Below are 25,071 nucleotides of genomic sequence, written 5' to 3' on the forward strand. Positions count from 1 at the left end.
CTGCACAATCATCAAGATTGTGCAGTGAATGTCTCTGATGCCTCAAAATCCGGCAGTGTTTCCATTTAGCCGTTCTCAGCAAATGCCCCGCGAACGAAAAACGGCATATCCGCTTCCCCCTGCCCCGGCAGAGGTCCGCTCCAGACATTCCCGCCTCCGCCATTTCCGAGGCGTCCCTTTGGCGCCACCCGTACCCCAAAAATTCCACACTTATAACACAATTTTGTCACAAACTTCTGTTAATTTTATCACTATGTGAAGCAATCCAATGTTTCATCCCTGCCGGTTCAATAAGATCCGGCACGAATTAAAAGACCAGGGAGGTAAGGACTTGATTGAGGTAAAAAACTTAGTGAAAAAATATGGAAGTCATCTGGCCATAGACCACCTGAATTTCAAGATTGAAAAAGGGAAGATCTATGGCTTTTTGGGTCCCAACGGAGCAGGAAAATCAACGACCATGAATATCATGACAGGGTACCTTGGAGCAACGGAGGGCGAGGTGCTTATTAACGGGCATGATATTCTCAAAGAACCGGAAGAAGCAAAGAAGCATATCGGATATCTTCCCGAGCTTCCCCCACTGTACACGGAAATGACAGTGCAGGAGTACCTGGATTTTACTGCGGAGCTAAAAGGAATATCCAGAGACAAGCGGGAATCCTCGGTGGAGGAGGTGCTAAAGCTGGCAAAACTGATGGATGTCAGGGGAAGGCTGATCCGCAATCTGTCGAAAGGATACCGGCAGAGAGTCGGTCTGGCCCAGGCTGTGCTTGGTTTTCCTGATATCATCATACTGGATGAGCCGACAGTAGGACTGGACCCGAAACAGATCATAGAGATCAGGGAGCTGATCCGTAAACTTGCAAAGGACCATACTGTAATTCTCAGTTCACACATTCTGGCTGAGGTCAGAGAGGTGTGCGATTATATTATGATCATATCAAAAGGCCGGCTTGTTGCCAGCGATACACCGGATAACCTGGAACACCTGATGGATGATTCAGAAACCGTTGAGATACTGGCAAAAACTGAGCCATCCAGACTTCGGGAAATATTGTCCTCTGTCAACGAGATTTCGGGCATCAAGACAGAAAAGAGAGCAGACGGAACAACCTATGCTACATTAGAAGTAAAAGAACATAAGGACATCAGAGAAAAAGTATTCTTTGCTTTTGCGGGAGCAAATTGCCCGCTTCTTATGCTGAATACAAACCGCGCAAGTCTTGAAGAAATCTTCCTGGAACTGACGCAGGGGGAAACTGGATCGAAACTGCTGTCTGCAGAGAGAGAGGAGGATGAGACAGATGCTGGCGATTTATAAGAGAGAACTGAGGTCTTATTTTCAGTCCATGATTGGATGTGTCTTTATAGCGTTCCTGGTAGCTTTTGCAGGAATTTATTTTATGGCGTATAACCTGAATGCGGGTTACCCCTATTTTTCCTATACATTGTCCGGCGTACTGATTGTATTTCTGGTGGGAATCCCGCTGATTACAATGAAAAGTTTTTCAGAGGAGCGAAAAAACAAGACGGATCAGCTGCTTCTGACGGCACCGGTGAGCCTCCGCAAGGTAGTGATGGGAAAATACCTTGCCATGGTTTCCGTGCTGGCAGTGCCGAACCTGATTTTCTGTTTATTCCCTCTGATTATTAAAATGCAGGGAACCGCATATCTGAAGGTGGATTATATATCAATCGCCGTATTTTTCCTTCTGGGATGTGTGTATATTGCAATCGGAATGTTTTTATCCTCACTGACAGAAAGCCAGATCATAGCATTTATCACCACGTTCGGGGTTCTGCTCGTTCTGTATCTGTGGGACGGGATTCTGTCATTCCTTCCGAGTTCTGCAATCAGCGGCGTTGTGGGGATTATCATACTTTTGACTATTGTGGCCGTTTATGTCCAGCAGATGACGGGCAACTGGTTTATCAGCGGAGGGATTGAGCTGATTGGTATTGCAGCCTGTGTGGTTACGTATATTGTAAAATCCAGCCTGTTCGAGAATATTCTGACGAAGTTCCTGGGAAATCTTGCGCTTGCAAATGTTTTCACGGATATTACGTCGAACAGTATTGTAGATGTCAGCGGTCTTATTCTGTATTTATCTGTTATTGTAGTGTTCATCTTCCTGACAGTACAGGCAATACAGAAAAGACGCTGGAGTTAGGAGGGCCGGAAATTGCAGAAAATAAAAAATTTATTTAAGACAGCGGGAACAAAAAACGGAACTTACAGTGTGGGGCTCACCGTGATCGTGATAGCAATCATAGTAGTAGCCAATATGATATTTGGGCAGATACCTGAAAAATACAGAAATATTGATGTCAGCAGTACAAAGATCTATGAGATAACGGATACCAGCCGGGAACTTTTGAAAGACCTGAACCATAAAGTAACGTTTACAGTTTTGGCGGAGAAAGACAAGGCGGACGACAGGATTAAAACGTTCCTGAGTAAATATGCCGCTTTATCTAAAAATATATCCGTGGAATGGATAGACCCGGTACTGCATCCTTCTGCGTTGACGGAACACGAGGCGAGCGAAAATACAATCGTCGTAGAATGCGCAGATACAGGCAAGAGTACAACCGTTTCATTTGATGATATTGTCGTAGTGGATACTTCCTCCTATTATTACACGGGCAGTGTATCGGAATCCGAATTCGACGGAGAAGGCCAGCTGACCAGCGCAGTAAACTATGTGACAAGTGATGTGAATAAAAAAGTATACAGGACAACCGGACATGGTGAGTCTACGTTATCAAGCTCAATTACAGACTTAATGAGCAAAAATAACTATAACATGGAAGAACTGAATCTGGTAATGCAGGCGTCCATACCGGAAGACTGCGATCTTCTGCTTATGTATGCGCCTGCCACGGATTTGACAGACGATGAAAAAACGGCCATGCAGAATTATCTTTCTGAAGGAGGAAAAGTGATGATTCTCCTGGGAGATACAAGTACGTCAGAACTTCCGAACATTGCCTCCATTATGAAGGAATACGGAATGGAAGAAGCAGAAGGGTATATTGCGGACCCGCAGAGATGCTACCAGGGCAATTACTATTATATATTCCCGACGCTTTCACTGTCCGGGGATATGGCGAAAGGAATTTCCTCCCAGATGGTACTTGTCACCAACACACGCGGCCTGAATATGGTAGATGCCGCGAGAGATACCATTACAGCGACCTCCTTTATGACAACAACAGACAGTGCTTATGCCGTGACGGAGGATAATCAGACACAGGGAACCTATACTCTCGGTGCAGTTGCCACAGAGCAGATCAGTTCAGGAACAGATACTGACGGCACGGATGACGGAAAGGAAGATGCAGAAGCGGAAGAAAGCAAAGACACATCTGATGATACAGAGGAAAGCTCCAAAGAGAGCCGCCTGACAGTGATCACCGCAGGCAGCCTGATTGATTCCCAGATAACCGATACCTTTACACAGCTTGAGAATACAACCGTATTCATGAATGCAGTGAGCAGCAACTTTGACGGTGTACAGAACATTTCAATTGAACCGAAGAGCCTTGCTACAGAGTATAATACAGTGCAGCATGCAGGACTGTTCAGCCTTCTTGTTATATTCGGCATTCCGCTGTTGATTCTGGCCGGCGGATTCGCAGTCTGGTTCAAGAGAAGAAAAGCATAGGAGGATGGATGAAGATGGAACAAAAAAAGAAGAGATCTTTCCTTTTACTGTTCTGCCTTCTGCTGATTCTTCTGATTGCCTACTTTGGGCTTCAGTCATGGAATAAGAAGCAGGAAAAAAAACAGGAGGCGAAGACAGAGAAAGAAGCAGTATATGCCACCGATATTGAGGAAATCACGGGAATTAAATACGATGTGGGCAGCGGTGAATTCGATCTCGTTAAAGAAGACGGTACGTGGTACAATGCAAAGGACCGGGACTTCCCGCTGGCACAGAGCTATCCGGAACAAATGGCCTCTGATTTTGCAAAGCTGAAAGCAGAGCGGGAGCTGAAGGACGGTGATTCACTGGAGGATTATGGCTTAAAAGATCCTGTATATACGGTGGTACTGACAGATAAAGAGGGAAAAGAAACCACAGTTTATTATGGAAATTCTACGGGGGATAATTACTACGTTACCGTCGGGGATGAAGGCAAAGTATACACGGTCAGCAGTACTTCCATATCCGATCTGCAGTATACCCTTGAGGATATGGCACAGCTGGATACCTATCCAAGCATCGGAAGCGGCAACCTGAAGAAAGAAGTTATAACCAGGGACGGCAGCGAGACCACCTATGACGCGGATAATGATGACGATGCGGAGAATATTGCCGCAGTTGCAGGCGGACTGGGAGCCGTGACATTAAGTGAGGCCGCAGATTATTCGGTGGAAGACAAAGATCTGGCAGGATTCGGGCTGGACGAAGCGGCCAGAATTACCGTTCAGGCAACTTATACAAAAGACGATGAAGAGCAGACACTGACCCTGTATATTGGGAAAGAAAACGGTGAAGGAAGCCGTTATGTCATGATGAATGATTCCAGAATTGTATATCTGATATCGGATGAAGTGTGCAAAAACATATTGAACGAAGAGTAACAGGCTGAAGTTAAGAAGGCAGGCGGCAGAAGTGCTGCCTGCCGGAAATTTTATATTTATTTTATAAGCCTTTTATTGACAATTCAGAGAAAACAGAGGAAAATATCTCTCATATAGGGCAAAGCCCCTTCAGCATGCTGACCGGCATAAAACTTGCATCGAAGCGGGCTGCGGAGAATTTGACCCTGGCGGCAGCGGCCAAGGAAGAACCGGCTTTGGACGACTGTTCGCGGGAATAAAAGTGAGGTTGGTAAAACATGAAAGAAAAACTGATACGTTTCATGCAGGGAAGATACGGAGTCGATACATTTTCGAAGTTCCTGCTTATTATGGGTCTGGTAGTAGTGCTGATTTCTTCTATTTTTAGTGGAAAAACATTTGGCATTATTTTTTATATACTGGGCTGGATTCTGATTATCTACTGCTATTTCCGGATGTTTTCAAAGAATGTGACAAAACGGTACGCAGAGAATCAGGCATTCCTGGCAAAGACAGGCGGGATACGCGGTTTTTTCAAGAATCAGAAAGCAATGTGGAAGCAGAGAAAAACGCACCATATTTATAAATGTCCGAGCTGCGGACAGAAGATCAGGATCCCAAAGGGAAAGGGTAAAATTGAAGTGTGCTGTCCAAAGTGCAGTACCACCTTCATAAAGAAAAGCTAATGAATAACGCCGGAAAAAGGCATCTGCCCCGCTGGAGCCAGCGGTCGGTATGCAGCCGGGGCAGAGGTGTATTTTGCAGGCAGGATACACTTCTGCTGCGGTGTATTTTTTTCGGCAGGGGATAGAGACGTTGAGGAGAATGAAGACAATATGAGTGATCCATATAAAGTACTGGGTGTGTCAGGGGATGCATCTGACGAGGAGATTAAAAAAGCATACCGGACAATGAGCAGAAAGTATCATCCCGATGCGAATATCAACAACCCAATGCGTGATGAGGCGGAAGCAAAGTTCAAAGAAGTGCAGCAGGCTTATCAGCAGATCATGGATGAACGGGAGCATGGATATACCGGAAGCGGAGACAGTTATGGCGGCTACGGCAATACCGGAAGTTACGGTGGATATGGCGGTTTCGGCGGCTTTGGCGGTTTTGGAGGGTATGGCCCATACGGCCGTCAGGAACAGCGCACGGCGGGGAACAGCGAGACAGACATTCATATGAAAGCTGCCGCCAACTACATACAGGCAGGGCGTTATGAGGAGGGACTGCATGTCCTGAACGGAATCAACGACAGGAGTGCCCTGTGGTATTTTTACAGTGCATCCGCTAATTCGGGCATGGGAAATAATGTCACTGCGCTGGAACATGCTAAAGAGGCCGTCAGACTGGAACCTGAGAACATGCAGTATCAGATGATGCTTCAGCGCCTGCAGGGCGGGGGCTCATGGTATCAGCAGAGGCAGAGTTCTTACGGATACCCCGGAATGGGGGGAAGTGACCTCTGTATGAAGCTTTGTATTGCGAATTTGCTGTGTAACTTGTGCTGCGGAGGAAGCGGACTTTGCTGCGGAGGGGGAAGATATATATAAAGTTTTTCGAGGGGAGGACGCTTACCGAGAGCCGGGACGGGCTGCGTAAAGCACCTGTCCTGTTTATAATTCGGGCGCTGCGCCAAACAGCAGTAAGAGGAAATCCGTAAAATCAGCCGGGACCGAACGCATTCAGCGCTTAATCTGATGATTAAGCGCCTCAGGCGTTCTGAAAAGTTGCTTCGGTAGCAACTTTTCCCCGGCTGACTTTACGGATTTCCTCTAACTGCTGCTAGTGCTCGCTGGATGAATTTTAAACAGGACAGGTGCTTTACGCAGCCCGTCCCGGCTCTCGGTAAGCTGGGTTCATCCGCAGGCGGGAAATTCCTTTATGAGGGGGATCTTCTGGCGGGGGAGGCGTATGTGGGTTGGATAAGGGGGAATTTTTGAATATGTTCGTCAACGAGGCTGAAGCTCGTTGACTGATTTTTGATCGGATGTGAATGTCTGTTTATATGGGGGTTCTGAAAATATTTCTTGACACATATGATGTTACTGTGATATTATCGAAACAATTATATAAAATACGATGAATTGTTTATTGAATTTTGTACAATTTATAACGAACTTATCGTTCCTGATTTTTATGCGTTATACCGGAAGCAGGAGGGAATTATGGTAAAGTATCAATATCTTCGGAAAAAGTCCGGAAAACGGGACTCAGTTTGTAAAAAACATATAGAGAGACTTTTAGCGGGAGCTGCCAAACAGGCAGCTCCCGCTTTTACTTTGTATGTTTTTTCACAATAAAAAAGAAAAAGGAGGCACTTATTGATGGGCGATTACACACAGGGGTGCTGTGGATGTGACCACAGTGAAACGGCTCTGCTGCAGCGGATCGGGGAGCTGGCTGCGGAGTATAGGGGGAAGGAGGGAAGCCTGATTCAGGTTCTTCATATGGCTCAGGGGCTTTATGGGTATCTGCCGCTGGAAGTGCAGGAGGTTATAGCGGACAGTCTGGACCTTCCGCTGGCTGAGGTGTCGGGAGTTGTTACGTTTTACTCGTTTTTTGCTACTCAGCCAAGGGGGAAACATACGATACGTGTCTGTCTTGGTACGGCCTGCTATGTGCGGGGTGGGAAAAAGATTGTGGAGCGGTTGAAGAAGATTCTGGATGTGGAGATTGGAGAGACGACTAAGGATCGAAAATTCACTTTTGAGGTGGCACGCTGCATCGGTTCCTGCGGTCTGGCTCCGGCCATGTCCATAGACGATCAGGTGTATAAACAGGTGAACCCTGACAAACTGGAACAGATTCTGCAGCGCTATTATGAGGAGGAGGAGTAAGATTATGGCGGGAATAAATGAAATATCCAGGGAGAAACGGCTGGTTAGAGACCAGATGGATCTCCGCGTGATCAAGGGGGATTACCTGGCGCGGCGGAGAAAGTACAGACGCCAGGTGCTGGTATGCGGGGGCGCAGGCTGTATATCCTCCCATTGCCAGGAAGTGAAAGACGCACTGTACGAGTCGCTGGCGAATTATCAGCTGAAGGATGAGGTGGAGGTTCTGGTCACCGGATGCATGGGGACCTGCTCACTGGGGCCGGTAATCCTGGTTGAGCCTGACGGGGTTTTTTACACACAAATGGAACCGGAAAAGGTGGATCATATCGTGTTCAGTCATCTGATGAATGACGAGATCTGTGAGGAATATACATACTTTGACGATGACATGGGCATCCATGTGCCGCTGATGAAAGATATCAGATTTTTTGAGGGACAGATCCGCATCGCCCTGAGAAACTGCGGGCGCATGGAGTTCTCTTCTCTGGAAGCTTATATCGCAAGAGATGGTTATGGAGCGATTGCGAAAGTATTGGGCGGCATGAGCCAGGAGGACGTGGTTGCTGTTATAAAAAATTCCGGGCTGCGGGGCCGCGGCGGCGCTGGTTTTCCTACTGGAGTGAAGTGGGAAGCCGGGAGGAAAGCCCAGTCACCGGACGGGCGCAAGTTCATGGTCTGCAATGCTGATGAAGGGGATCCAGGAGCATTTATGGACCGCAGTCTTCTGGAGGGGGATCCCCATAGCATTATAGAAGGCATGATGCTGGGTGGTTATGCCATTGGTGCATCCAGGGGCTATATCTATGTCAGGGCGGAATATCCCATTGCGGTAGAGAGACTTGGAAATGCGATCGACCAGGCAAGGGCAGCCGGTATACTGGGAAAGAACATCATGGGCAGCGGCTTTGATTTTGATGTGGAGATCCGTATTGGGGCCGGAGCGTTTGTGTGCGGCGAGGAAACTTCTCTGCTGGCTTCCATAGAGGGAAGAAGAGGCGAGCCCAGGCAGAAGCCGCCGTTCCCGTTTGAGAAAGGATTGTTTGAATGTCCCACTATTATCAACAATGTGGAGACTCTGGCCAATGTGGCTCCTATTATTCTGAACGGTTCAGAGTGGTACCGCAAGATCGGTACGGCAGGCAGTGCCGGGACTAAGGTATTTGCTCTGGCCGGGGATATCGTGAATGCCGGTATCATCGAAGTGCCCATGGGTACAGTTCTGGGTGATATTATTTATAAGATCGGCGGAGGTATCATTGGAGGCAAACGATTTAAGGCTATTCAGTCCGGCGGACCTTCCGGCGGCTGTCTCACCAGGGCACACCTGAATACCCGGGTAGATTATGACTCACTGGCGGAGCTTGGAGCTATCATGGGATCCGGCGGCCTGGTGGTCATGAATGAGGATACCTGCATGGTGGATACGGCGCGGTATTTCATGGACTTTATCTGTGATGAATCCTGCGGCAAATGTCTCCCCTGCCGTAACGGCACCCGTCGGATGCTGGAGCTTCTGGAGGGAATTACGGAAGGAAAGGGACGGCCGGAAGACCTGGATCTTCTGGAGGAACTGGCGGAGACAATCAAGCAGACTGCTATGTGCGGTTTGGGACAGACAGCGCCCAATCCGGTTCTTTCCACTTTAAAATATTTCCGTGGGGAATATGAATCCCACATCTATGATAAATACTGTCCGGCAGGTGTCTGCGCGGAACTTCAGACCTCTCCGTGCCGCAATGCGTGTCCGGCAAATGTTTATATACCAGGCTACTTATCTCTTCTGGCCGCAGGGCGGATCGATGATGCATACCGCCTGATCCGGCAGGATAACCCATTCCCGGCAGTGTGCGGGCGTGTCTGTACACATCCCTGTGAGGATCACTGCCGAAGGGCACAGGTGGATGAGCCGGTGTCTATCTGCTCGATAAAAAGGTTTATCGGGGATTATGCGCTCCGGGATGACTATACCATCCCCACAGTAGAGCCGCTGCCGTCTACCGGAAAGAAGATTTCGGTCATCGGCGCCGGCCCATCGGGGCTGACCTGTGCTTACTATCTGGCAAACCTGGGTCATGAGGTACATATTTATGAAGCGGAATCTGTGGCCGGCGGCGTGCTGTACTGGGGAATCCCGGAATACCGGCTGCCAAAGAAGGTTCTTGAGAAGGAGATCCACGCTATCGAAAAGAGCGGTGTCCATATCCATCTAAGCACCAGTATAGGGAAGGATCTGAGCCTTGAGGATATGCGCAGCCAGTCGGATGCCATCTACATTGCGGCAGGCACCCAGAGCTCCCGTCTGCTGGATATTCCGGGAGAGGATCTGGAAGGCGTGGAAAGCGGCCTTGGTTTCCTGAAACGGATTGGTTTGAATAAAGATCTGTCTGTGCCGGACCGTCTTGTTGTCATCGGCGGGGGCAGTACGGCTATCGATGTTGCAAGAACTGCTGTCCGCCTTGGCTCAAGCCAGGTTACAGTCATCTACCGCAGGGCTGAGCAGGAGATGCCTGCAGGAAAGGAAGAGGTAGAAGAGGCACGGGAAGAAGGGATAGAGGTTATCTCAATGGCGTCCCCGGTTGAATTTAAGGGTGAGGGAGGAAAAGTGACGGGGATACATCTGATTCGGCGTTATAAAGCGGAGTTTGGTTCCGATGGGCGCAGATTGACCAAGCAGATGTCAGGTTCGGACTTTACCCTCGACTGTGACGGCATTGTTACCGCGATCAACCAGGATGTAGATCACAAGGTTTATAAAACAACAAATGTAGGTCTGGATAAGACCGGCAAACTGGAGATTAACAGATTTACCAGACAGACTGCGGAAGAGGGCATATTCGCTGGTGGAGATGTCAGTCCGTGGGGCAAGAACGTGGTGATACAGGCAATTGCCGATGGCAAACATGCGGCTGTGAAGATCGACCAGTACCTGGGAGGAAGCGGGGAATTAAATAAGGGACAGCAGTTCGACATCCCGGAGATTGAACTGGAAGTAAATGAACCCCATGACCGCTATCCAACCAGATGCCTGAAGCCGGAAGACCGGGCCGATAATTTCCGGGAAGTAAACTGTGGATATCACAAGCTGGACGCGATGGCGGAATCCCTGCGCTGCCTGCATTGCGACAGGCGATAGCAGCGGAAACCCTTAACAAGACAGAGACCAGGAGGTTATTATGATACATTTAACAATAAATGGAAAGCCGGTGGAGGTATTGGAAGGCTCCACCATTATGGAAGCGGCAGAGGCTTCCGGTATCCGTGTGCCCAGCCTGTGCCATATGAAACATGTCCACCAGTACGGCTCCTGCCGGATCTGCGTGGTAGAAGTGGAAGGAATGAAGAACCTGCAGGCATCCTGCATGGTAAAGGTTCGGGAGGGAATGAAGGTGAAGACCCATTCCCCCAAGGTTCTGGAAGCCAGGAAAGTCCTGTATGAACTGCTGCTGTCCAATCATTCCCGGGACTGCTTAAATTGCAGCCGCAACCTGAGCTGTGAGCTGCAGGCCCTCGGAAATGAGCTGGATGTGACCGAAAGCCGTTTTGAGGGCGTTGTGTCTGAAGGGCATGTGGATATCTCGCCGTCCATCACCCGTGATACCAGCAAATGCATTTTGTGCCGCCGCTGCGTCACTGCCTGCGCAGAGATCCAGAAGGTAGGCGCGATCCAGGCACAGAACCGGGGCTTTGATACTATGGTCAGCCCGGCTATGGGGCTGCCGCTGAACTCAACATCCTGTGCCATGTGCGGCCAGTGTACCATCGTCTGTCCCACCGGGGCGCTTAAGGAAACCGATGGCCTGACGCCGGTATGGAAAGCTCTGGCTGATCCCGAAAAGCGGGTAGTAGTCCAGGTGGCTCCCGCTGTGCGTGCGGCACTGGGGGAGGAATTCGGGCTGCCCTGCGGAACTCCTGTGACAGGAAAGATCGCAGCGGCACTGGGGGATATCGGGTTTGATGATGTATTCGATACCCTGTTCTCCGCGGATCTTACGATCCTGGAAGAAGGCACAGAACTGCTTGGACGCCTGAACGCTGCTCTGACGGGCGAAGAGGCTGTGCTTCCGATGATTACGAGCTGCTCTCCGGGATGGATCAAGCATGTGGAGCACCAGTTTCCGGAGGCACTGGGGCATTTGTCCACCTGCAAAAGCCCTCACACCATGATGGGCGCTTTAGTGAAGACCTTCTATGCAGAGAAGACGGGCACGCGGCCGGAAGATATGTTTGTCGTTTCCGTTATGCCCTGTACGGCGAAAAAATATGAGATCCAGCGGCCGGAGATGGAAGTGGACGGCATCCGCGATGTAGATGCGGTGCTGACCACCCGGGAACTGGCACGGATGATCAGGAAGTCCGGCATTGACTTCGTGAAGCTGCCGGATGAAGCGTTTGATGCTCCTATGGGGCTGGGGACCGGCGCGGCAGATATCTTCGGCGTGACCGGAGGCGTTATGGAAGCCGCCCTGCGTACAGTCTATGAAGTAGTAACGGGGGAGGAACTGCCCTTTGAAAAATTGCATGTGACACCAATTATTGGGCTTGAACAGGTGAAGACAGCGGAGATCGCCATCGTGGAAACACTGCCGGAGTACGCCCATCTGAAAGGTGTAACGGTGAAGATTGCCGTAACCAGCGGTCTTGCCGGGGCTTCTAAGTTGATGCAGGAAGTTGCAGACGGTACATCGCCCTATCATTTTATCGAAGTAATGGGATGTCCCGGTGGCTGCATCAACGGCGGCGGACAGCCGCGCTGCAGCGAGGAAGGGTACCGTGAAAAGCGGACACAGGCACTGTACAGCGAGGATGAGCGCAAGGTACTCCGCAAGTCCCATGAAAATCCGGATCTGCTGAAACTGTATGATGAATATCTGGGGGATCCGAATGGACATAAGGCACATCATCTGCTGCATACTCATTATGTACCGAGGGGGAAATATAATCAGCTGGCAGAGTGAGCCGGTTCCAAAAGACAGGGTAGTACAGATATGCCCCAATAGGGCAGTATATTCAAATATGAAGGAATATGAGCCAGCCTAAAACAGCGGTGCATCGCTCCTTCCCGGAAAAGGGATATTGAGTGATGCACCGCTGCAGCGTGTTAAGAAGATTGTACAAATTCTGACGGCCTGCCAAAATCATCGGTTGGGACAATTCTTACAGTAAAATGGCTTCGCAAGAATTTTTTGAATCTGGCTGTCAATCTCGGCTTCTTTATCATCGTCCATATTGACAGTTAGCTTCTTTAATTTAAATGAAACCATCGCCGATGTTACGCCTGTGAGAGAATTAACATGTGCTTCCGTTACTTGGGCACAATGTGTACAGGTTACATTTTCTAAGGCATATATTTTTTTCATTCTTTTCCTCCTCTAAAAATTGGATGACTTTCGGCTAATGGCACTATGTAAAGACAGCGATATGCTGCCGTGTCTTCTGCCGGATTGTACAAAATTCCGATAGCCTGCCCGAATTATCGGTTAGGACAAGTTTTGCAGTAAACCGGGTTCTCTATCAGCTCGAGAACCTGACTTTCAACCTCAGCTTCTTTATCATCGTCCATATTAACAGTCACTTTTTTTAATCGAAATGAAATCATTGCTGATGTTACGCCTGCGATAGAACTGATTTTTGTCTCCATCACCTGCGCGCAGTGTGAACAGGTTACATCTCCTAAAGCATAAATTTTTTTCATCTTTTCCCTCCTCTTAGAATGGGTGACTTTTGGATTGTTTGAAAGAAATGCCTCTTTCGTGAACAGTAACGAAACAGCCGCAGATGTATTATGCCGGTGTACACTTTGGGGGTCTTTTTTTTCTGTCCTATTGTCACTTTTTTTGCTGCAATAAACTTATAATTTAATTATATTGAAAAGAAAAGTTGCCGTCAATGGGCCTTTAGTAGTATAAATTTTTCGGAATTCTCAATAAATCAGGTATTCAGACTACACATGCTGGAGGTATTACAGTATCAAGCATAGAGTAGACTGCTGTAGACAATATCAGCAGGTTTAGAAGAAGTAATCCGCTGTATTTTGCTTGCACCAGGTGATTTTTTTGGGCAATCCCCAATTTATGTCGGGATTTTCTGTTAGCCATGATAGAATATACTTACTGCAGGATAAAACATTTAGGGAGATTCTGAGAAGGATTGTGGCTTATTGAATGGAAATGGAGGAAATGCTATTGGACAGGAATATAAACATAATAACAGACTTGAATGGAAATAAAATTGTTCTGATCAATGATATTGTATTCAAAGGGAAAAAGTCTATAAATTGGGATGGTGTAAGAACGTATCCTGAATCATATGTGGGTGAGTTTTATAAAATAGCCGATACAAAAGATATCGTGTATATCGGCAATGACTTGCCGGACGAGTATGCAGGCTCCAGATATACCTATTCTTTAAAAGGTGCGAATGCGAAAGCAAAGGCTAATTCGGCACAGGGGATACCTCAAATGCGAAAGATTGCAGTTGGAAAACATTTCAGGTAAAATTCAGGGGAAAAACATCAACGAAGTGCGGAAAATGGCTGGTACAGATACGATTCCCGTTTTGCTTTACCAGTTTATGATGACAGGGGGAAAATTGAACGATATAATGTGTTCCATGCATCCATGTTGATTCTCCATGCGAATGATGGAAAAATGTATCTGTACGATATTTTAGACATAAAAAAAGAAACGAGCAGCCCATTCAAATCATAAGATAATTGTTAACAGTTTGATTAAATAAGTCACTTTTGTGCCGGATATGACTAGCAGATAATACTATTTTTGATTTGTACGTCCTAATAGGTAGTCAACTGTAACGCCATACAAATCAGCTAATTTCTCAAATACTTCGACAGGAATATTAATTTTACCTAACTCGTATTTGGAATATGTTGTTTGCGTAATATTGAGATAATCAGCAATTTCTTTTTGCGTTTTATCCTTATCTTCGCGTATATTGCGAATATTTTCATAAATCATGTTTTGGCCCTCTTACTGTTTTTTATATTATAAGAAAGTCTAACCACGACTATTGAAAAATAGTCTTATTACGACTATACTTATTGAAAGAAGCATGATAATCAGATTATTATTTGAGCGGTATGTAGTGGAGAATGGTATTATGTATAGAGAAATGTCCATTGAAATGACAGATAAAGAAGTTAAGAAGTGTATGGCTATGCTCGTGGAGGATAGCATTATTTTAAAAATTAAAAGGGATACAGTCCAGAATGCAATAGATATAAAATTCAAAGTACGGGGAGACTGTAGTAAGAAAAAATATCGTATCTCATTATTACCAGATGCAGTCGAAGAACTATCTGAAGGTATTAAATTAAAGACCAATGGCGAATATTTATATCAACAGTTTATGATTGCAAAGGGATATAGTGATTACTGGAAAGATAACATTTTTATAGACTGATCTATACAGAGATATACTAAAAATTTGAGATACAAAATAGGAGGGGGCTTTTTCACATCTATGATAAAGTATAAAAATGGAAATAAGGTCAAAAAAATATTGAAAACAAAGGAGTCTTCCGAACAATGTTATTTTAAGACTCCGAACACATTTCCGAACTTGTCCATTTTCATTCCAGAATCATCCATCCTTTTACACATCCTTCTATCATATCCCGCATCAACTCCAATCCCTCAAACACCATATATTTCATACTAAAATCAGGCACATGCACCCTCTTAAATATAACAATCTTCGAAGTCTAAATATAAAGTGGTATAATAAATGATTCAATTAAGAAGTGTAATAGATATTATTATAAATTAATGGTAATATATAACAAAGAAACACTTGAGCTAATAGGGAGGTGAGAGACATTAAAATCAACAAAAATACGATATGCAATATTGCTTTAATTTTTTCTTTTATCCTCTGCATGCTTAGTATATGTCAGATAAGAATGAGAATGTTTTGGATTTATATTCTTATATTAATTATCGCTGCAAGCAAAAAAAATCGTACAATAGTAATATTATGTGGATGTTTCTGTTGTATTATTTTGTTATCTTATTATTATTTGACTGCTAACTATTTGGATAGATTTAGGTTTCCAATTTTAGAACCTTTCTACGAAGCAGAAGCAAAAGCGATTTTAAAAGATGAAAAAGTAAGCGAAGGTGAATATACTCGTCATACAGTTGGGGATAGAGGTTCTTGCATATTTCTTTCATATAGCCATGAATATCATATTTATAGAGACAATGATATTACCACAATATATTTACCAGTACAGAGAAATCTTTTGCATAGTTATGGCTATGCATACTGTGAAAATGAATTTGATGTGGACGCACCGGCATATTCACTTAGGAACGAGGAGGTATTGGCAATAGAAAATTATGATTGGGTCGAAATACTAAACGAGCATTGGGCTTATGTTAAAGTTTTTTAGATTAGAAAGATATATCCAGTTGTTTTGACAGAAGAAATAATACACAGATTGAGACACAGTTAGAAGAAGCATTAAAATTTAATAATGAAAAAAGTAACATCATAACTTTTGTAAATCCATGTAACATGAATCAGGTAACCATAGGTAACCAAAATCAAATCTAAAACAATTCAATAAAAAAAGCGGAGAAGCCTTAATACATAAGGACTTCTCCACTTTTCCACCAATGCGGAAGAAGAGACTTGAACTCCCTTTATCTGCATAAAACTACGTAGGAAGGGGCATTCGTACATCATCCAATTAGAGGTAACCAAAAAAGTAACCGGAAAGAAGAAAATGTTGTTGGAATTCTTAACAGTTTGATTAAATAAGCCACTTTTATGCCGAATATGACTAACAGATAATACTATTTATGATTTGTACGTCCTAATAGGTAGTCAACTGTAACGCCATACAAATCAGCTAATTTCTCAAATACTTCGACAGGAATATTAATTTTACCTAACTCGTATTTGGAATATGTTGTTTGCGTAATATTGAGATAATCAGCAATTTCTTTTTGCGTTTTGTCCTTATCTTCGCGTATATTGCGAATATTTTCATAAATCATGTTTTGGCCCTCTTACTGTTTTTTATATTATAAGAAAGTCTAACCACGACTATTGAAAAATAGTCTTATTACGACTATACTTATTGAAAGAAGCATAATAATCAGATTATTATTTGAGCGGTATGTAGTGGAGAATAGGATTATGTATAGAGAAATGTCCATTGAAATGACAGATAAAGAAGTGAAGAAGTGTATGGCTATGCTCGTGGAGGATAGCATTGTTTTAAAAATTAAAAGGGATACTGTCCAAAATGCAATAGATATAAAGTTTAAAGTGCGGGGAGACTGTAGAAAGAAAAAATACCGTATCTCATTATTACCAGATGCGGTCGAGGAACTATCAGAGGGTATCAGATTGAAAATCGATGGAGAATATTTATATGAACAGTTTATGATTGCAAAAGGATATAGTGATTACTGGAAGGATAATATTTTTATAGACTGATATATATACAGAGATATCTAAAAATTTAAGATACAAAATAGGAGAGGGCTTATTCTATAGGTCTTCTCCTATTTTGCAGGGGTGGTTTACATTTTGGAGCAATGAGATTGAGATAAAAGATGGTATATGTATTACATGCGAACGTCAACCGGCAAAATATTATTTCGAACGTGTTTCATTAATTGGAAAAATAGAAAAGCCTGTATTAATAGGACTTTTTACATATATGACAGGATGGAAAGATGAGATTAAAGTCTAAAAAGCATTGAAAACTGAGGCGTTTTCCGAACACTGTTATTTTAAGCCCCCGAACGTAGTCCCGAACTCTCTACTACGCCCGAATTAAATAATCATTATGAATAGAGATTATACCTTTTTCATATCTTCTGTAGACTTATTTTCGTTTGATCAGCAAATTAACCATTTGTCTCACAACCTCAACCTCATGTTCATCCAGACCGCTGACGTCAACTACTTCCATTTTCTCCAGCCCTAAAAGATAATCGGTGGACACGTGAAAAATTCTCGATAATGAGATCAACACATCATAGGAGGGATACCTATTACCAGCTTCATAAGCAGATATTGCGCTAACTGCTACGCCGGCTAAACTTGCTAATTGCTTTTGCGTAAAATTATACTCTTTACGAAGTTGCTTTATTTTTTTACCAAAATCCACCATATGTAACACCTGCTTTCACAAATAGTGTACTAAAAATGATTTCCCCATAGGTGTAGTTATATACACTCAAACGGAAAATATGCGTTGAAAATAAGCAAAGGTAATAGTAGAATAATAATTATGTATGACTAAACTACTGAGATTGGAATTATGCATGATATATATGGGGGAATATATATGAGCAAAGAGTACAAAATTAACTTAACGATGGAACAGCATAAGAAATTTGAACGTTTTGTAATGGGTAACGACTTAGACTTTTACGAAGATTATGTTATAAATCTAATAGATAGAGATCAACAAAAATTTTTCCTTGAAAATCCCCAATTTATGTCGGAACTTCCCGTTAGTCATGATAAAATTCACTTACTACAGGATAAAACATTTAGAGAGATTCTACGAAAAATTGTGGCCTATGAGGAGGACAAAGAAAATAGCATTAAATAAATGTACGGAGTGTAGAAAAGAATTAAGTACTAAGGCTGGGGCAGGATGGAATGTCCGGGAATTTCAAAGTTTTCTAATTGTACGTCCTATAATATAATCCACACTGGTTTTATACAGATCAGCCAACTTTATTAAGTAATCAATAGGAATGGTGTGCGTACCCTTTTCATACCTTCTGTAGACTTCTCTTTGTATACCCAAATGATCAGCAATCTGCTTTTGGGTCAAATCATGGTCGACTCGTAAATCTTCCAACCGTTTAAAATACATATAATCACCTCGTAAAATAATGCTACTATATAGTTGTATTACGTCAAATAAAGAAAAATACACTTGCAAACATATGTTCGGTATGATAGTATAATTGTGTAATCCACAGAACAGTAAAGTTAACAATATAATATGTCTCGTAGGTGCTAGGGTATTTGATATAAGTTTATAAACCACTGGACTCAGATCATGTTTAGTGGTTTTTTAATTGCAAACAATTAGGGCAATTAAAAAACCGATGCTGGTAACATCGGCTGGATACGAGTGCTGGTAACACTCTGTATTGGATTTAAACGACACATGAAGCATCGTATATATAATGCAGTTAAGTATAACAGAAAGTTTTGTGTCGTGTCAATAAGGAACCTCTCCTTACTTATCCCCCTGATTTTCACATAGATACAATTACATACAGCAGGTTTCTCAGAACCATTTTTCAAAACTGAAGGGGCAGCAGGCAGACCCAGAAAAAGATGTCTAGGGTGACTTTCTAATAAGTACAAAATTGCAAGGGAGATTATAGGTATTAGCAGTAACTACGAAATGACAGCGAGTATCCACACGTTGTCAATAAAATTCAACGGATTTACGGGAAGCATCCAAAAGGAAGTAAAAGACTGCATGAAAAGCGGGTTTTTTGAGGAATCGGGAATAACCAGCAGTAAGATTAATGTGAACAGACTTTACGGAGATATTTACAAATATAGTGAATTTCAGACAGCATTAAATACGATCCTTTTAGATGCAGGAGTAAAAGATTACAGAATAACGCGGGTCGATGTAAGATTGGACTCGTACGACAAAGAGCATTATAAGCGGTATATGAAACTCAACAGGATCATCACAAGTTTACTTGGCACGACATATAAAACGCAAAATAACTATAGATGTGTTGATTTGTTTTCAAATAAGCAGTTGTCCATAGCGGTTAAAAATGATTATTTTCAGATTGAACATTACGACAAAAACCAACAAAGTCAAGGCCGGGATAAAGCAAAGAGCCGACTTGAATTGAGGTCGTTAAAATGGAATACTACTGAGGATAAGCTAAAGGACAAATTTATTGCTGAATGGGAACACAGATTAGATAAATCCGTTGAAAATTATGGAAAGATGCAGATGCGGTATAATGATGAGCTGGTGCAGTTATTTAAGCAGGAAATGAATAAGTACCCTAAAAGGTATAATAATCTGACGGGTTTTCTGTTACAGTATCAGGATTGCATTTTTACCAAAGAGCAGATGATAGATTTGCTAAAACGTTTTGATGAAGTTAGTAACCCCCAGAACAAAGAAAAGAATCACAGGCAAAAGTATGGTATTGACTATTACTCAAAATTAGATGTGCTGGAAGCAGTGGAGATAATTAAAAGGGCGGTCAGGGCATATTTTGACAGCTGATATATAAAGCTATCCGTATTACGGGAGAGAGTTATGGGCTTTTTCCCGTATACAAAGGGATATCTTGAATCGAGTGCTATGTTTATATCTAAATCTAGGAGATATGAATATTTATAATATATTTTGGGGAGGTAACTTTAAGTTAAAGCGTCAGAATCACAGTTAAATAATACAGAGATATTGAATCAAGCCATTGCCAGTGGTATCATTAATTTGGATGATGTGCGGATAAAACTTGATATGGCAACTAATGTAGAGATACTAAACGCACATAATAAAGCTAAATGGCAAGGAAAGGATGGTAAGTGGTACACACATGTATATGATTCGACTAAAAAAGACAATAGAAGGCTGTTAAAGCGTAAAACAGAAGAAGCGCTGAATACTGCAATCATTAAAATTGTTAAAAATCAACTTGCGAAGAAAAAGAAAAAGAAAGACAAAGAGAAGATTACACTGGAAATAATATACCCGGACTGGCTGGCTTATAAGAGTTTACATACAGAGAAAACGTCTTCTATTAAGCGATATTCTACTGAATGGAAGCGTTACTATATGTCAGATCCAATTATAAAAAAGCCTCTGGATGAGCTGAGTGTACTAATGCTGGATGAGTGGGCTCATAGAATGATTAAGCAACATAAAATGAATAAGAAGCAGTATTATACGATGTCAATTATTCTCAGGCAGTCTTTACAATACGCAAAGAATCGGGGAGATATCAGTGAAAATCCGTTTGAAGCTGTAAAGATTGAATCGAAAATGTTTCGCAAGACGAAGAAAAAGGCTGATGAAACCCAGGTCTATCTGGTAGAAGAGCAGGCGTTAATTATTCAGGAAGCATGGAAGGATTACAATTCATCCAATGCCAAGGAGACAACACCTCTGGCCGTAATTTTGGCATTTTATTTAGGCTGTAGACCGGGAGAAACAGTTGCTATCAGAGAAGAAGATATAAGAGGGCAGTATATTCACATACAGCGGATGGAGATAGGCGAATTTGAGACAACAGACGGAATAAACTATATAAAAACCGGCGTGGATGTTGCAGAGCACACAAAGACAGATGCAGGAGACAGGGAAGTATATGCCACATCAGAAGCAATGGAATTAATTCGTATGATAAAATTTGCTAATCAGAAGCAAGGATGCAGTGGAGAGTACTTATTTATGCAGGACGGTGAACGTACGAAGGAAACAGCGGTTGCATGGAGACTGGAAAAATATTGTAACCATATTGCCATCCCTTATAAAAGCCCGCACAAGATGAGGAAAACATATATTTCAACACTGATAGATAATAACCTCAATATTAACACCATTAGGAAATTAGTCGGTCATGAAGATGAAAAAACTACATACCAGAGTTATTGTTTTGACAGAAGAAATAATACACAGATTGAGACACAGTTAGAAGAAGCATTAAAATTTAATAATGAAAAAAGTAACATCATAACTTTTGTAAATCCATGTAACATGGATCAGGTAACCATAGGTAACCAAAATCAAATCTAAAACAATTCAATAAAAAAAGCGGAGAAGCCTTAATTTATAAGGACTTCTCCACTTTAACACCAATGCGGAAGAAGAGACTTGAACTCTCACAGGATAAACTCCCACTAGAACCTGAATCTAGCGCGTCTGCCATTCCGCCACTTCCGCTCGACAAGTGATATTCTATCACAAGATACCAGACTTTGTAAACCCCTATTTTAAAATTCTTTACCTTTGCTTCTTTTGAATGAATTTTCAGATATTTAATAGCGCTGTTAATCCAGGACCCCAAACAGACTGGCCACATCGTCAGAATCCATTATCCGGCTGCTTGGCTTTTCGGCATTTGCCAGCATGGAATCCACTTTGCTTGCCAGCGTCACATCTATAAACTTTCCGACATCAATACCACGGAGTTCAAAGAACAGAAGCGGCTGTTCATCCAGACGCACGCCAACACCATAGAGTGATGCCGCTACGTGTTTGCACATCAGGGCCCAGTCTGGGCAGCTGCAGCTGAAGCTGATTTCTTTTGGCGTGGGAAATAATCCATCCTGTCCCTGAAACAGTTCTTTCATTTCTAACGGGAAATTACCCGACATAAGCTCTTCAAGATTCTGCACCTTTTTTTCGCATCTTTGGATAATCGCCTGGCACTTTTCTTCCGATAGAGGGCTGATTCTGATTTCTACCTTATATGGTGTTTTGCGGGTTCCCTGTACTCTGGATATAATTTTTCCTTTTTGAATCTTAAGGTCAATGACTGCTCCTGTTCTGACATAACGCCGTCCCCGGTCAAGGCGGCTGTCATAATCAGCATACTGTTCCAAATTATCGCACCATGCTTTCCCCCACCAATTATTTACTATGGTCCGGCCCTGTATTGTAACCGGTTCGAGCATCTTTCCTTTGCTCTGTTCTTTCTTTTTACTTTCAGCTGATTTTTGCCTGATCTCCGCCGCAGTAGGCTGACTGTAGCGTGGTGTATCGTTCCAATATCTACTCATACTGATCCTCCTATCCCAGACGCAGCATGGACATCAGTTCCTCATTACTGAGTTCTGTAATCCATTTCTCTCCACCAGATCCAATTACATTCTCCGCGAGTTCTTTTTTAGAATTTATCATAGCATCTATTTTTTCTTCTATGGTTCCTGTACAAACCAGCTTATGGACCATTACATTTTTTTCCTGGCCGATCCGAAATGCCCGGTCAGTGGCCTGATTTTCTACAGCCGGATTCCACCAGCGGTCAAAATGGATCACATGATTGGCTTTCGTAAGATTTAATCCTGTTCCGCCCGCTTTTACGGAAAGCACAATATAAGGTATGTACTTTTCGCCCTGAAATGCTTCTACGATCTCACTTCGTTTTTTTACGGGGGTTCCGCCGTGAAGTACATAACCTTCCGTTTTAAAAATACTCTTTAAAAAGTCTCCCAGATATTCTGTAATTTCTTTGAATTGTGTGAATATAAGAACCCGCTCTCTCTTTTCATAAATAGTTTCACAGATTTCTTTCAGCATTGCAAACTTTCCGCTGTCCTCCAGGGCAAATGTCTGCTGTCCCATATACTGATCAGGATGGTTGCATATCTGCTTGAGCTTCATAATTGAAGTCAGAACCAGTCCGCAGCGTTCGATCCCCTCTGCCTCGGCGAGCTTATTCTCCAGATCCAGAATAACCTTACGGTATAGGACAACCTGCTTTTTAGAAAGCGGTGCGTAATCAACCAGTTCTATTTTTTCCGGAAGATCGGAGATAATACTCTTGTCTGTCTTTACACGCCGGAGCATGAATGGCGATATCATGGTTTTCAGCCGTACATATCCTTCGGGATGTTCATTCAGGCTCTTTGAAAATTCATGGAATTCCTGGGAAGTTCCCATCAGGCCCTTGTTCAGAAAATCGAAAAGTGACCACAGATTCGTAAGGTCGTTCTCAATGGGGGTTCCCGTCATGGCAATGCGCATATTGGCAGACAACTGTTTGATTCCCTTTGTCTGCTTTGTGCCCGGATTTTTGATGGCCTGTGCTTCATCTAAGATGAGGCAGTCCCAGCGAATGGCCTGAAGTTCCTTAATCCTGGCGGCCATACCATAGGTTGTTATGGTAAGAAATGCCGTATTCTCCTTCAGATCCTCACTTAACAAAGCGGAGGTCTTCCCGTGCAGGATTTGTAAATCCATGGACGGAACGAATTTTTGGGCTTCCTTCTGCCAGTTTCCTATTAAGGATGCAGGTACGACCAGAAGGACACGGGAATTCTTTTTTGTGGTTCGCACTTTTTCAAGATATGCAAGCACCTGAACCGTCTTTCCGAGTCCCATGTCATCGGCAAGACAGGCTCCAAAGCCAAGCTTGTCCATATAATTAAGCCATGTATAGCCCTCCTTTTGGTAAGGACGAAGCGATGCACGCAATGTTTTTGGTGCTGCCGATTTTCTGATAGTTCCGGGTTTTCTCAGATTAGAAAGAAGGGATGCCAGCCATTTCCCATTGGTTATAAGCGGTCCGACATCCACGGGCTGCTTCCCTGTTCCCAGTTCCATCCGAAGCGCTTCCATCAGCGTGGTTTCGCCCGGAACCTCTTTCATCTGCTCAAGCAGCTTATTTAGCTTTTCATGATCCACCTCAACCCATTTACCCTTTAAAAAAGCAAGTCCATCTGTCTGGGCGAGTAGTGTCCTGATATCTGTATCTGTAAGAGGAACTCCGTCTACCATCAGCCTGGGGGCCATGGATATGAGTGTGTTTGCGCCCAGCATAGTCGGCTTGTCTTCCCCCATGCTTACAGACATAGATACAGAAGCAGCCTTTTTTTTCCACCAGTTCGGGATCCTGCAGAGAACTCCGGTGCTCTCTATAGCCTCAATCTCCTTCAGAAATGTGTAGGCCTCCTCAGACGTCAGCCGAAGCGGATGAAACAACTCTCCACTCTCAACAAAACCAGCTATAAGCTCTGATACCTCTGCTACACGGTTCAGACATGACAATAGTGCCAGAAGCTTTTCGCGCTCATTCTGGAATTCCGTTAATGCATATTGAAGTGGGACATGGCGTACTTTCTGGTCGTCCCCCCTTGTCGCATAAGTTGCAAGAAACGCAAACGGATAATCATCCCCTGTATTTTCTACCAAATGGAAGAATATACGCTCAGGCACTCGGAGATGCTGACTCTTTTCTGTCAGATACATTTCTACGGTTCCATTATAGTCCGCAATCTCTGTTGAAAATATCTCTCCAAGTTTCAGAAACAGTCTGTCAATCCAGTTCCGGGTAATATATTCCGCTCCGATTGCAAAAGGAATGGCTTGTTCGAGAATTGCATATGTATCTTCGGAAGGTTTAATTTCTGTCTTTTCCCGCGTAAGCGCAAGCTCAGGCAAGTCCGTCAGCATTTTAAAGAACGTGTCGGAAAACCGATAGAGAAAGGCCGCGGAGGGACTTAATTCAGAGGGCTTCTCACAAAAGCCCATCTGATACAGTGCTTGATACCGATCCTTTTCAAATAGCGAAAACTTCTTTTGATCCGCAGCAGATAATTCTGTGGTTACTGCGTCTGGATAAAAGCTCTCTTCTGTGAATATAAATTGCAATGGTTTTATCATAATTACCTCTTTCCGCAGCATTTCTTATATTTCTTTCCGCTGCCGCACGGACAGGGATCATTTAAAACTGTGTTTTTTAAATTTTCGTTTGGCATAACAAGCTTCCTCCATTAATTACATTGACCGGTACCTGACCGGCAGCCTTTATATATAAGTATATCACTATATATACTAAATGGATAAACTTTTTTGACGGTGAGCCCTGTAGGCTCACGGGATTAACTCCGCCGGAATCTGATTCCGGCACATGTGATATTCCGCTACGTCCGTTCGGCTAGTGATAG

At 43.6% G+C, this 25,071-nt stretch carries 24 protein-coding genes and 1 tRNA gene; 16 read left to right on the plus strand and 9 right to left on the minus strand.

Annotated elements, in window-relative coordinates; genetic code table 11:
• The first annotated feature begins 331 nt into the window (after nt 1-331).
• From HMPREF0240_RS01950 to HMPREF0240_RS01990, 9 genes are all read left to right on the plus strand, one after another.
• On the plus strand, nt 332-1,324 hold the full coding sequence (locus tag HMPREF0240_RS01950; protein WP_035312254.1) for an ABC transporter ATP-binding protein: 993 nt from the start codon (nt 332-334) through the stop codon (nt 1,322-1,324).
• Nucleotides 1,308-2,174, plus strand: coding sequence for an ABC transporter permease subunit (locus tag HMPREF0240_RS01955; RefSeq protein WP_009001781.1), 867 nt, complete (start codon nt 1,308-1,310; stop codon nt 2,172-2,174). The genes HMPREF0240_RS01950 and HMPREF0240_RS01955 overlap by 17 nt, the downstream gene beginning before the upstream one ends.
• 12 nt (nt 2,175-2,186) lie before the next feature.
• Complete coding sequence (locus tag HMPREF0240_RS01960) at nt 2,187-3,671, plus strand: GldG family protein (protein ID WP_009001782.1); 1,485 nt, start codon at nt 2,187-2,189, stop codon at nt 3,669-3,671.
• 14 nt (nt 3,672-3,685) lie between these two features.
• A complete protein-coding gene (locus tag HMPREF0240_RS01965) occupies nt 3,686-4,594 on the plus strand; it encodes a DUF4340 domain-containing protein (RefSeq protein WP_009001783.1) in 909 nt (302 codons plus the stop codon).
• A gap of 257 nt (nt 4,595-4,851) precedes the next feature.
• Complete coding sequence (locus HMPREF0240_RS01970) at nt 4,852-5,259, plus strand: Zn-finger containing protein (protein WP_009001784.1); 408 nt, start codon at nt 4,852-4,854, stop codon at nt 5,257-5,259.
• Between the two features lie 150 nt (nt 5,260-5,409).
• A complete protein-coding gene (locus HMPREF0240_RS01975; protein ID WP_009001785.1) occupies nt 5,410-6,129 on the plus strand; it encodes a J domain-containing protein in 720 nt (239 codons plus the stop codon).
• A 774-nt stretch (nt 6,130-6,903) separates the two neighbouring features.
• Entirely contained in the window at nt 6,904-7,416 is a 513-nt protein-coding gene (gene nuoE, locus HMPREF0240_RS01980) for an NADH-quinone oxidoreductase subunit NuoE (protein ID WP_009001786.1), read from the plus strand.
• A gap of 4 nt (nt 7,417-7,420) precedes the next feature.
• Nucleotides 7,421-10,549, plus strand: coding sequence for an NADH-ubiquinone oxidoreductase-F iron-sulfur binding region domain-containing protein (locus HMPREF0240_RS01985; protein WP_009001787.1), 3,129 nt, complete (start codon nt 7,421-7,423; stop codon nt 10,547-10,549).
• Nucleotides 10,550-10,589: 40 nt separating this feature from the next.
• Entirely contained in the window at nt 10,590-12,371 is a 1,782-nt protein-coding gene (locus HMPREF0240_RS01990; RefSeq protein WP_009001788.1) for an NADH-dependent [FeFe] hydrogenase, group A6, read from the plus strand.
• A 180-nt stretch (nt 12,372-12,551) separates the two neighbouring features.
• Here HMPREF0240_RS01990 and HMPREF0240_RS01995 read toward each other — a convergent pair whose 3' ends face one another.
• Both HMPREF0240_RS01995 and HMPREF0240_RS02000 read right to left on the minus strand, forming a co-directional pair.
• Entirely contained in the window at nt 12,552-12,773 is a 222-nt protein-coding gene (locus HMPREF0240_RS01995) for a cation transporter (protein WP_009001789.1), read from the minus strand.
• A 113-nt stretch (nt 12,774-12,886) separates the two neighbouring features.
• Entirely contained in the window at nt 12,887-13,108 is a 222-nt protein-coding gene (locus tag HMPREF0240_RS02000) for a cation transporter (RefSeq protein ID WP_009001790.1), read from the minus strand.
• A gap of 490 nt (nt 13,109-13,598) precedes the next feature.
• Between HMPREF0240_RS02000 and HMPREF0240_RS25270 the strand changes: the two genes are divergently transcribed.
• On the plus strand, nt 13,599-13,910 hold the full coding sequence (locus tag HMPREF0240_RS25270; protein ID WP_347462541.1) for a hypothetical protein: 312 nt from the start codon (nt 13,599-13,601) through the stop codon (nt 13,908-13,910).
• A gap of 276 nt (nt 13,911-14,186) precedes the next feature.
• On the opposite strand, the gene HMPREF0240_RS02010 is transcribed toward HMPREF0240_RS25270, so the two are convergent.
• Nucleotides 14,187-14,390, minus strand: coding sequence for a helix-turn-helix transcriptional regulator (locus tag HMPREF0240_RS02010; protein ID WP_009001791.1), 204 nt, complete (start codon nt 14,388-14,390; stop codon nt 14,187-14,189).
• A gap of 142 nt (nt 14,391-14,532) precedes the next feature.
• Between HMPREF0240_RS02010 and HMPREF0240_RS02015 the strand changes: the two genes are divergently transcribed.
• Nucleotides 14,533-14,835, plus strand: coding sequence for a hypothetical protein (locus HMPREF0240_RS02015; protein WP_035312255.1), 303 nt, complete (start codon nt 14,533-14,535; stop codon nt 14,833-14,835).
• Between the two features lie 505 nt (nt 14,836-15,340).
• A complete protein-coding gene (locus HMPREF0240_RS02020; RefSeq protein ID WP_035312257.1) occupies nt 15,341-15,826 on the plus strand; it encodes a hypothetical protein in 486 nt (161 codons plus the stop codon).
• A gap of 406 nt (nt 15,827-16,232) precedes the next feature.
• On the opposite strand, the gene HMPREF0240_RS02025 is transcribed toward HMPREF0240_RS02020, so the two are convergent.
• Nucleotides 16,233-16,436: a helix-turn-helix transcriptional regulator gene (locus HMPREF0240_RS02025; protein WP_009001793.1), complete on the minus strand. Its 204-nt coding sequence runs from the start codon at nt 16,434-16,436 to the stop codon at nt 16,233-16,235.
• A gap of 142 nt (nt 16,437-16,578) precedes the next feature.
• Here HMPREF0240_RS02025 and HMPREF0240_RS02030 point away from each other — a divergent pair, with 142 nt between their 5' ends.
• Nucleotides 16,579-16,881 carry a hypothetical protein gene (locus HMPREF0240_RS02030; protein WP_035312258.1) on the plus strand — a complete coding sequence of 101 codons (303 nt, stop codon included), beginning with the start codon at nt 16,579-16,581 and terminating at the stop codon, nt 16,879-16,881.
• A 394-nt stretch (nt 16,882-17,275) separates the two neighbouring features.
• Here the strand turns inward: HMPREF0240_RS02030 and HMPREF0240_RS02040 are convergent, their stop codons facing one another.
• Complete coding sequence (locus tag HMPREF0240_RS02040) at nt 17,276-17,563, minus strand: helix-turn-helix transcriptional regulator (protein ID WP_009001795.1); 288 nt, start codon at nt 17,561-17,563, stop codon at nt 17,276-17,278.
• A gap of 177 nt (nt 17,564-17,740) precedes the next feature.
• Here HMPREF0240_RS02040 and HMPREF0240_RS02045 point away from each other — a divergent pair, with 177 nt between their 5' ends.
• Entirely contained in the window at nt 17,741-18,010 is a 270-nt protein-coding gene (locus HMPREF0240_RS02045) for a hypothetical protein (protein WP_050794465.1), read from the plus strand.
• A 63-nt stretch (nt 18,011-18,073) separates the two neighbouring features.
• On the opposite strand, the gene HMPREF0240_RS02050 is transcribed toward HMPREF0240_RS02045, so the two are convergent.
• The gene (locus HMPREF0240_RS02050) at nt 18,074-18,280 is read right to left on the minus strand and encodes a helix-turn-helix transcriptional regulator (protein WP_009001796.1); all 207 of its coding nucleotides are present in this window, start codon (nt 18,278-18,280) and stop codon (nt 18,074-18,076) included.
• A gap of 543 nt (nt 18,281-18,823) precedes the next feature.
• Here HMPREF0240_RS02050 and HMPREF0240_RS02055 point away from each other — a divergent pair.
• Nucleotides 18,824-19,681: a hypothetical protein gene (locus tag HMPREF0240_RS02055; RefSeq protein ID WP_009001797.1), complete on the plus strand. Its 858-nt coding sequence runs from the start codon at nt 18,824-18,826 to the stop codon at nt 19,679-19,681.
• A 240-nt stretch (nt 19,682-19,921) separates the two neighbouring features.
• On the plus strand, nt 19,922-21,196 hold the full coding sequence (locus HMPREF0240_RS02060; RefSeq protein WP_035312261.1) for a site-specific integrase: 1,275 nt from the start codon (nt 19,922-19,924) through the stop codon (nt 21,194-21,196).
• 63 nt (nt 21,197-21,259) lie between these two features.
• Here the strand turns inward: HMPREF0240_RS02060 and HMPREF0240_RS02065 are convergent.
• The 3 genes from HMPREF0240_RS02065 to HMPREF0240_RS02075 form a co-directional block, all read right to left on the minus strand.
• Nucleotides 21,260-21,343, minus strand: a tRNA-Leu gene (locus tag HMPREF0240_RS02065).
• 107 nt (nt 21,344-21,450) lie between these two features.
• Nucleotides 21,451-22,182, minus strand: coding sequence for an SWIM zinc finger domain protein (locus HMPREF0240_RS02070; RefSeq protein ID WP_009001799.1), 732 nt, complete (start codon nt 22,180-22,182; stop codon nt 21,451-21,453).
• A 10-nt stretch (nt 22,183-22,192) separates the two neighbouring features.
• Nucleotides 22,193-24,787 (minus strand): DEAD/DEAH box helicase, encoded by a 2,595-nt coding sequence (locus tag HMPREF0240_RS02075; protein WP_148486271.1) that lies wholly within the window; start codon nt 24,785-24,787, stop codon nt 22,193-22,195.
• Nucleotides 24,788-25,071 lie beyond the last annotated feature (284 nt).

Origin of the sequence: Clostridium sp. D5 (genome assembly GCF_000190355.1) — a bacterium.
In the GTDB taxonomy this organism is placed as follows: Bacteria; Bacillota; Clostridia; order Lachnospirales; family Lachnospiraceae; genus Faecalicatena; species Faecalicatena fissicatena_A.

Excerpts from the sequence above, each read along its gene's own strand:
- HMPREF0240_RS01965 (WP_009001783.1), top strand. The coding sequence starts at position 3,686 with ATGGAACAAAAAAAGAAGAGATCTTTCCTTTTACTGTTCTGCCTTCTG.
- HMPREF0240_RS01990 (WP_009001788.1), top strand. The coding sequence starts at position 10,590 with ATGATACATTTAACAATAAATGGAAAGCCGGTGGAGGTATTGGAAGGC.
- HMPREF0240_RS02050 (WP_009001796.1), bottom strand. The coding sequence starts at position 18,280 with ATGTATTTTAAACGGTTGGAAGATTTACGAGTCGACCATGATTTGACC.
- HMPREF0240_RS02060 (WP_035312261.1), top strand. The coding sequence starts at position 19,922 with ATGGCAACTAATGTAGAGATACTAAACGCACATAATAAAGCTAAATGG.
- HMPREF0240_RS02010 (WP_009001791.1), bottom strand. The coding sequence starts at position 14,390 with ATGATTTATGAAAATATTCGCAATATACGCGAAGATAAGGATAAAACG.
- HMPREF0240_RS02025 (WP_009001793.1), bottom strand. The coding sequence starts at position 16,436 with ATGATTTATGAAAATATTCGCAATATACGCGAAGATAAGGACAAAACG.
- HMPREF0240_RS02040 (WP_009001795.1), bottom strand. The coding sequence starts at position 17,563 with ATGGTGGATTTTGGTAAAAAAATAAAGCAACTTCGTAAAGAGTATAAT.
- HMPREF0240_RS02075 (WP_148486271.1), bottom strand. The coding sequence starts at position 24,787 with ATGATAAAACCATTGCAATTTATATTCACAGAAGAGAGCTTTTATCCA.
- HMPREF0240_RS02020 (WP_035312257.1), top strand. The coding sequence starts at position 15,341 with ATGTTTTGGATTTATATTCTTATATTAATTATCGCTGCAAGCAAAAAA.
- nuoE (WP_009001786.1), top strand. The coding sequence starts at position 6,904 with ATGGGCGATTACACACAGGGGTGCTGTGGATGTGACCACAGTGAAACG.
- HMPREF0240_RS01970 (WP_009001784.1), top strand. The coding sequence starts at position 4,852 with ATGAAAGAAAAACTGATACGTTTCATGCAGGGAAGATACGGAGTCGAT.
- HMPREF0240_RS01985 (WP_009001787.1), top strand. The coding sequence starts at position 7,421 with ATGGCGGGAATAAATGAAATATCCAGGGAGAAACGGCTGGTTAGAGAC.
- HMPREF0240_RS02015 (WP_035312255.1), top strand. The coding sequence starts at position 14,533 with ATGTATAGAGAAATGTCCATTGAAATGACAGATAAAGAAGTTAAGAAG.
- HMPREF0240_RS02070 (WP_009001799.1), bottom strand. The coding sequence starts at position 22,182 with ATGAGTAGATATTGGAACGATACACCACGCTACAGTCAGCCTACTGCG.
- HMPREF0240_RS02000 (WP_009001790.1), bottom strand. The coding sequence starts at position 13,108 with ATGAAAAAAATTTATGCTTTAGGAGATGTAACCTGTTCACACTGCGCG.
- HMPREF0240_RS01955 (WP_009001781.1), top strand. The coding sequence starts at position 1,308 with ATGCTGGCGATTTATAAGAGAGAACTGAGGTCTTATTTTCAGTCCATG.
- HMPREF0240_RS02055 (WP_009001797.1), top strand. The coding sequence starts at position 18,824 with ATGACAGCGAGTATCCACACGTTGTCAATAAAATTCAACGGATTTACG.
- HMPREF0240_RS02045 (WP_050794465.1), top strand. The coding sequence starts at position 17,741 with ATGAGCAAAGAGTACAAAATTAACTTAACGATGGAACAGCATAAGAAA.
- HMPREF0240_RS02030 (WP_035312258.1), top strand. The coding sequence starts at position 16,579 with ATGTATAGAGAAATGTCCATTGAAATGACAGATAAAGAAGTGAAGAAG.
- HMPREF0240_RS01995 (WP_009001789.1), bottom strand. The coding sequence starts at position 12,773 with ATGAAAAAAATATATGCCTTAGAAAATGTAACCTGTACACATTGTGCC.
- HMPREF0240_RS01975 (WP_009001785.1), top strand. The coding sequence starts at position 5,410 with ATGAGTGATCCATATAAAGTACTGGGTGTGTCAGGGGATGCATCTGAC.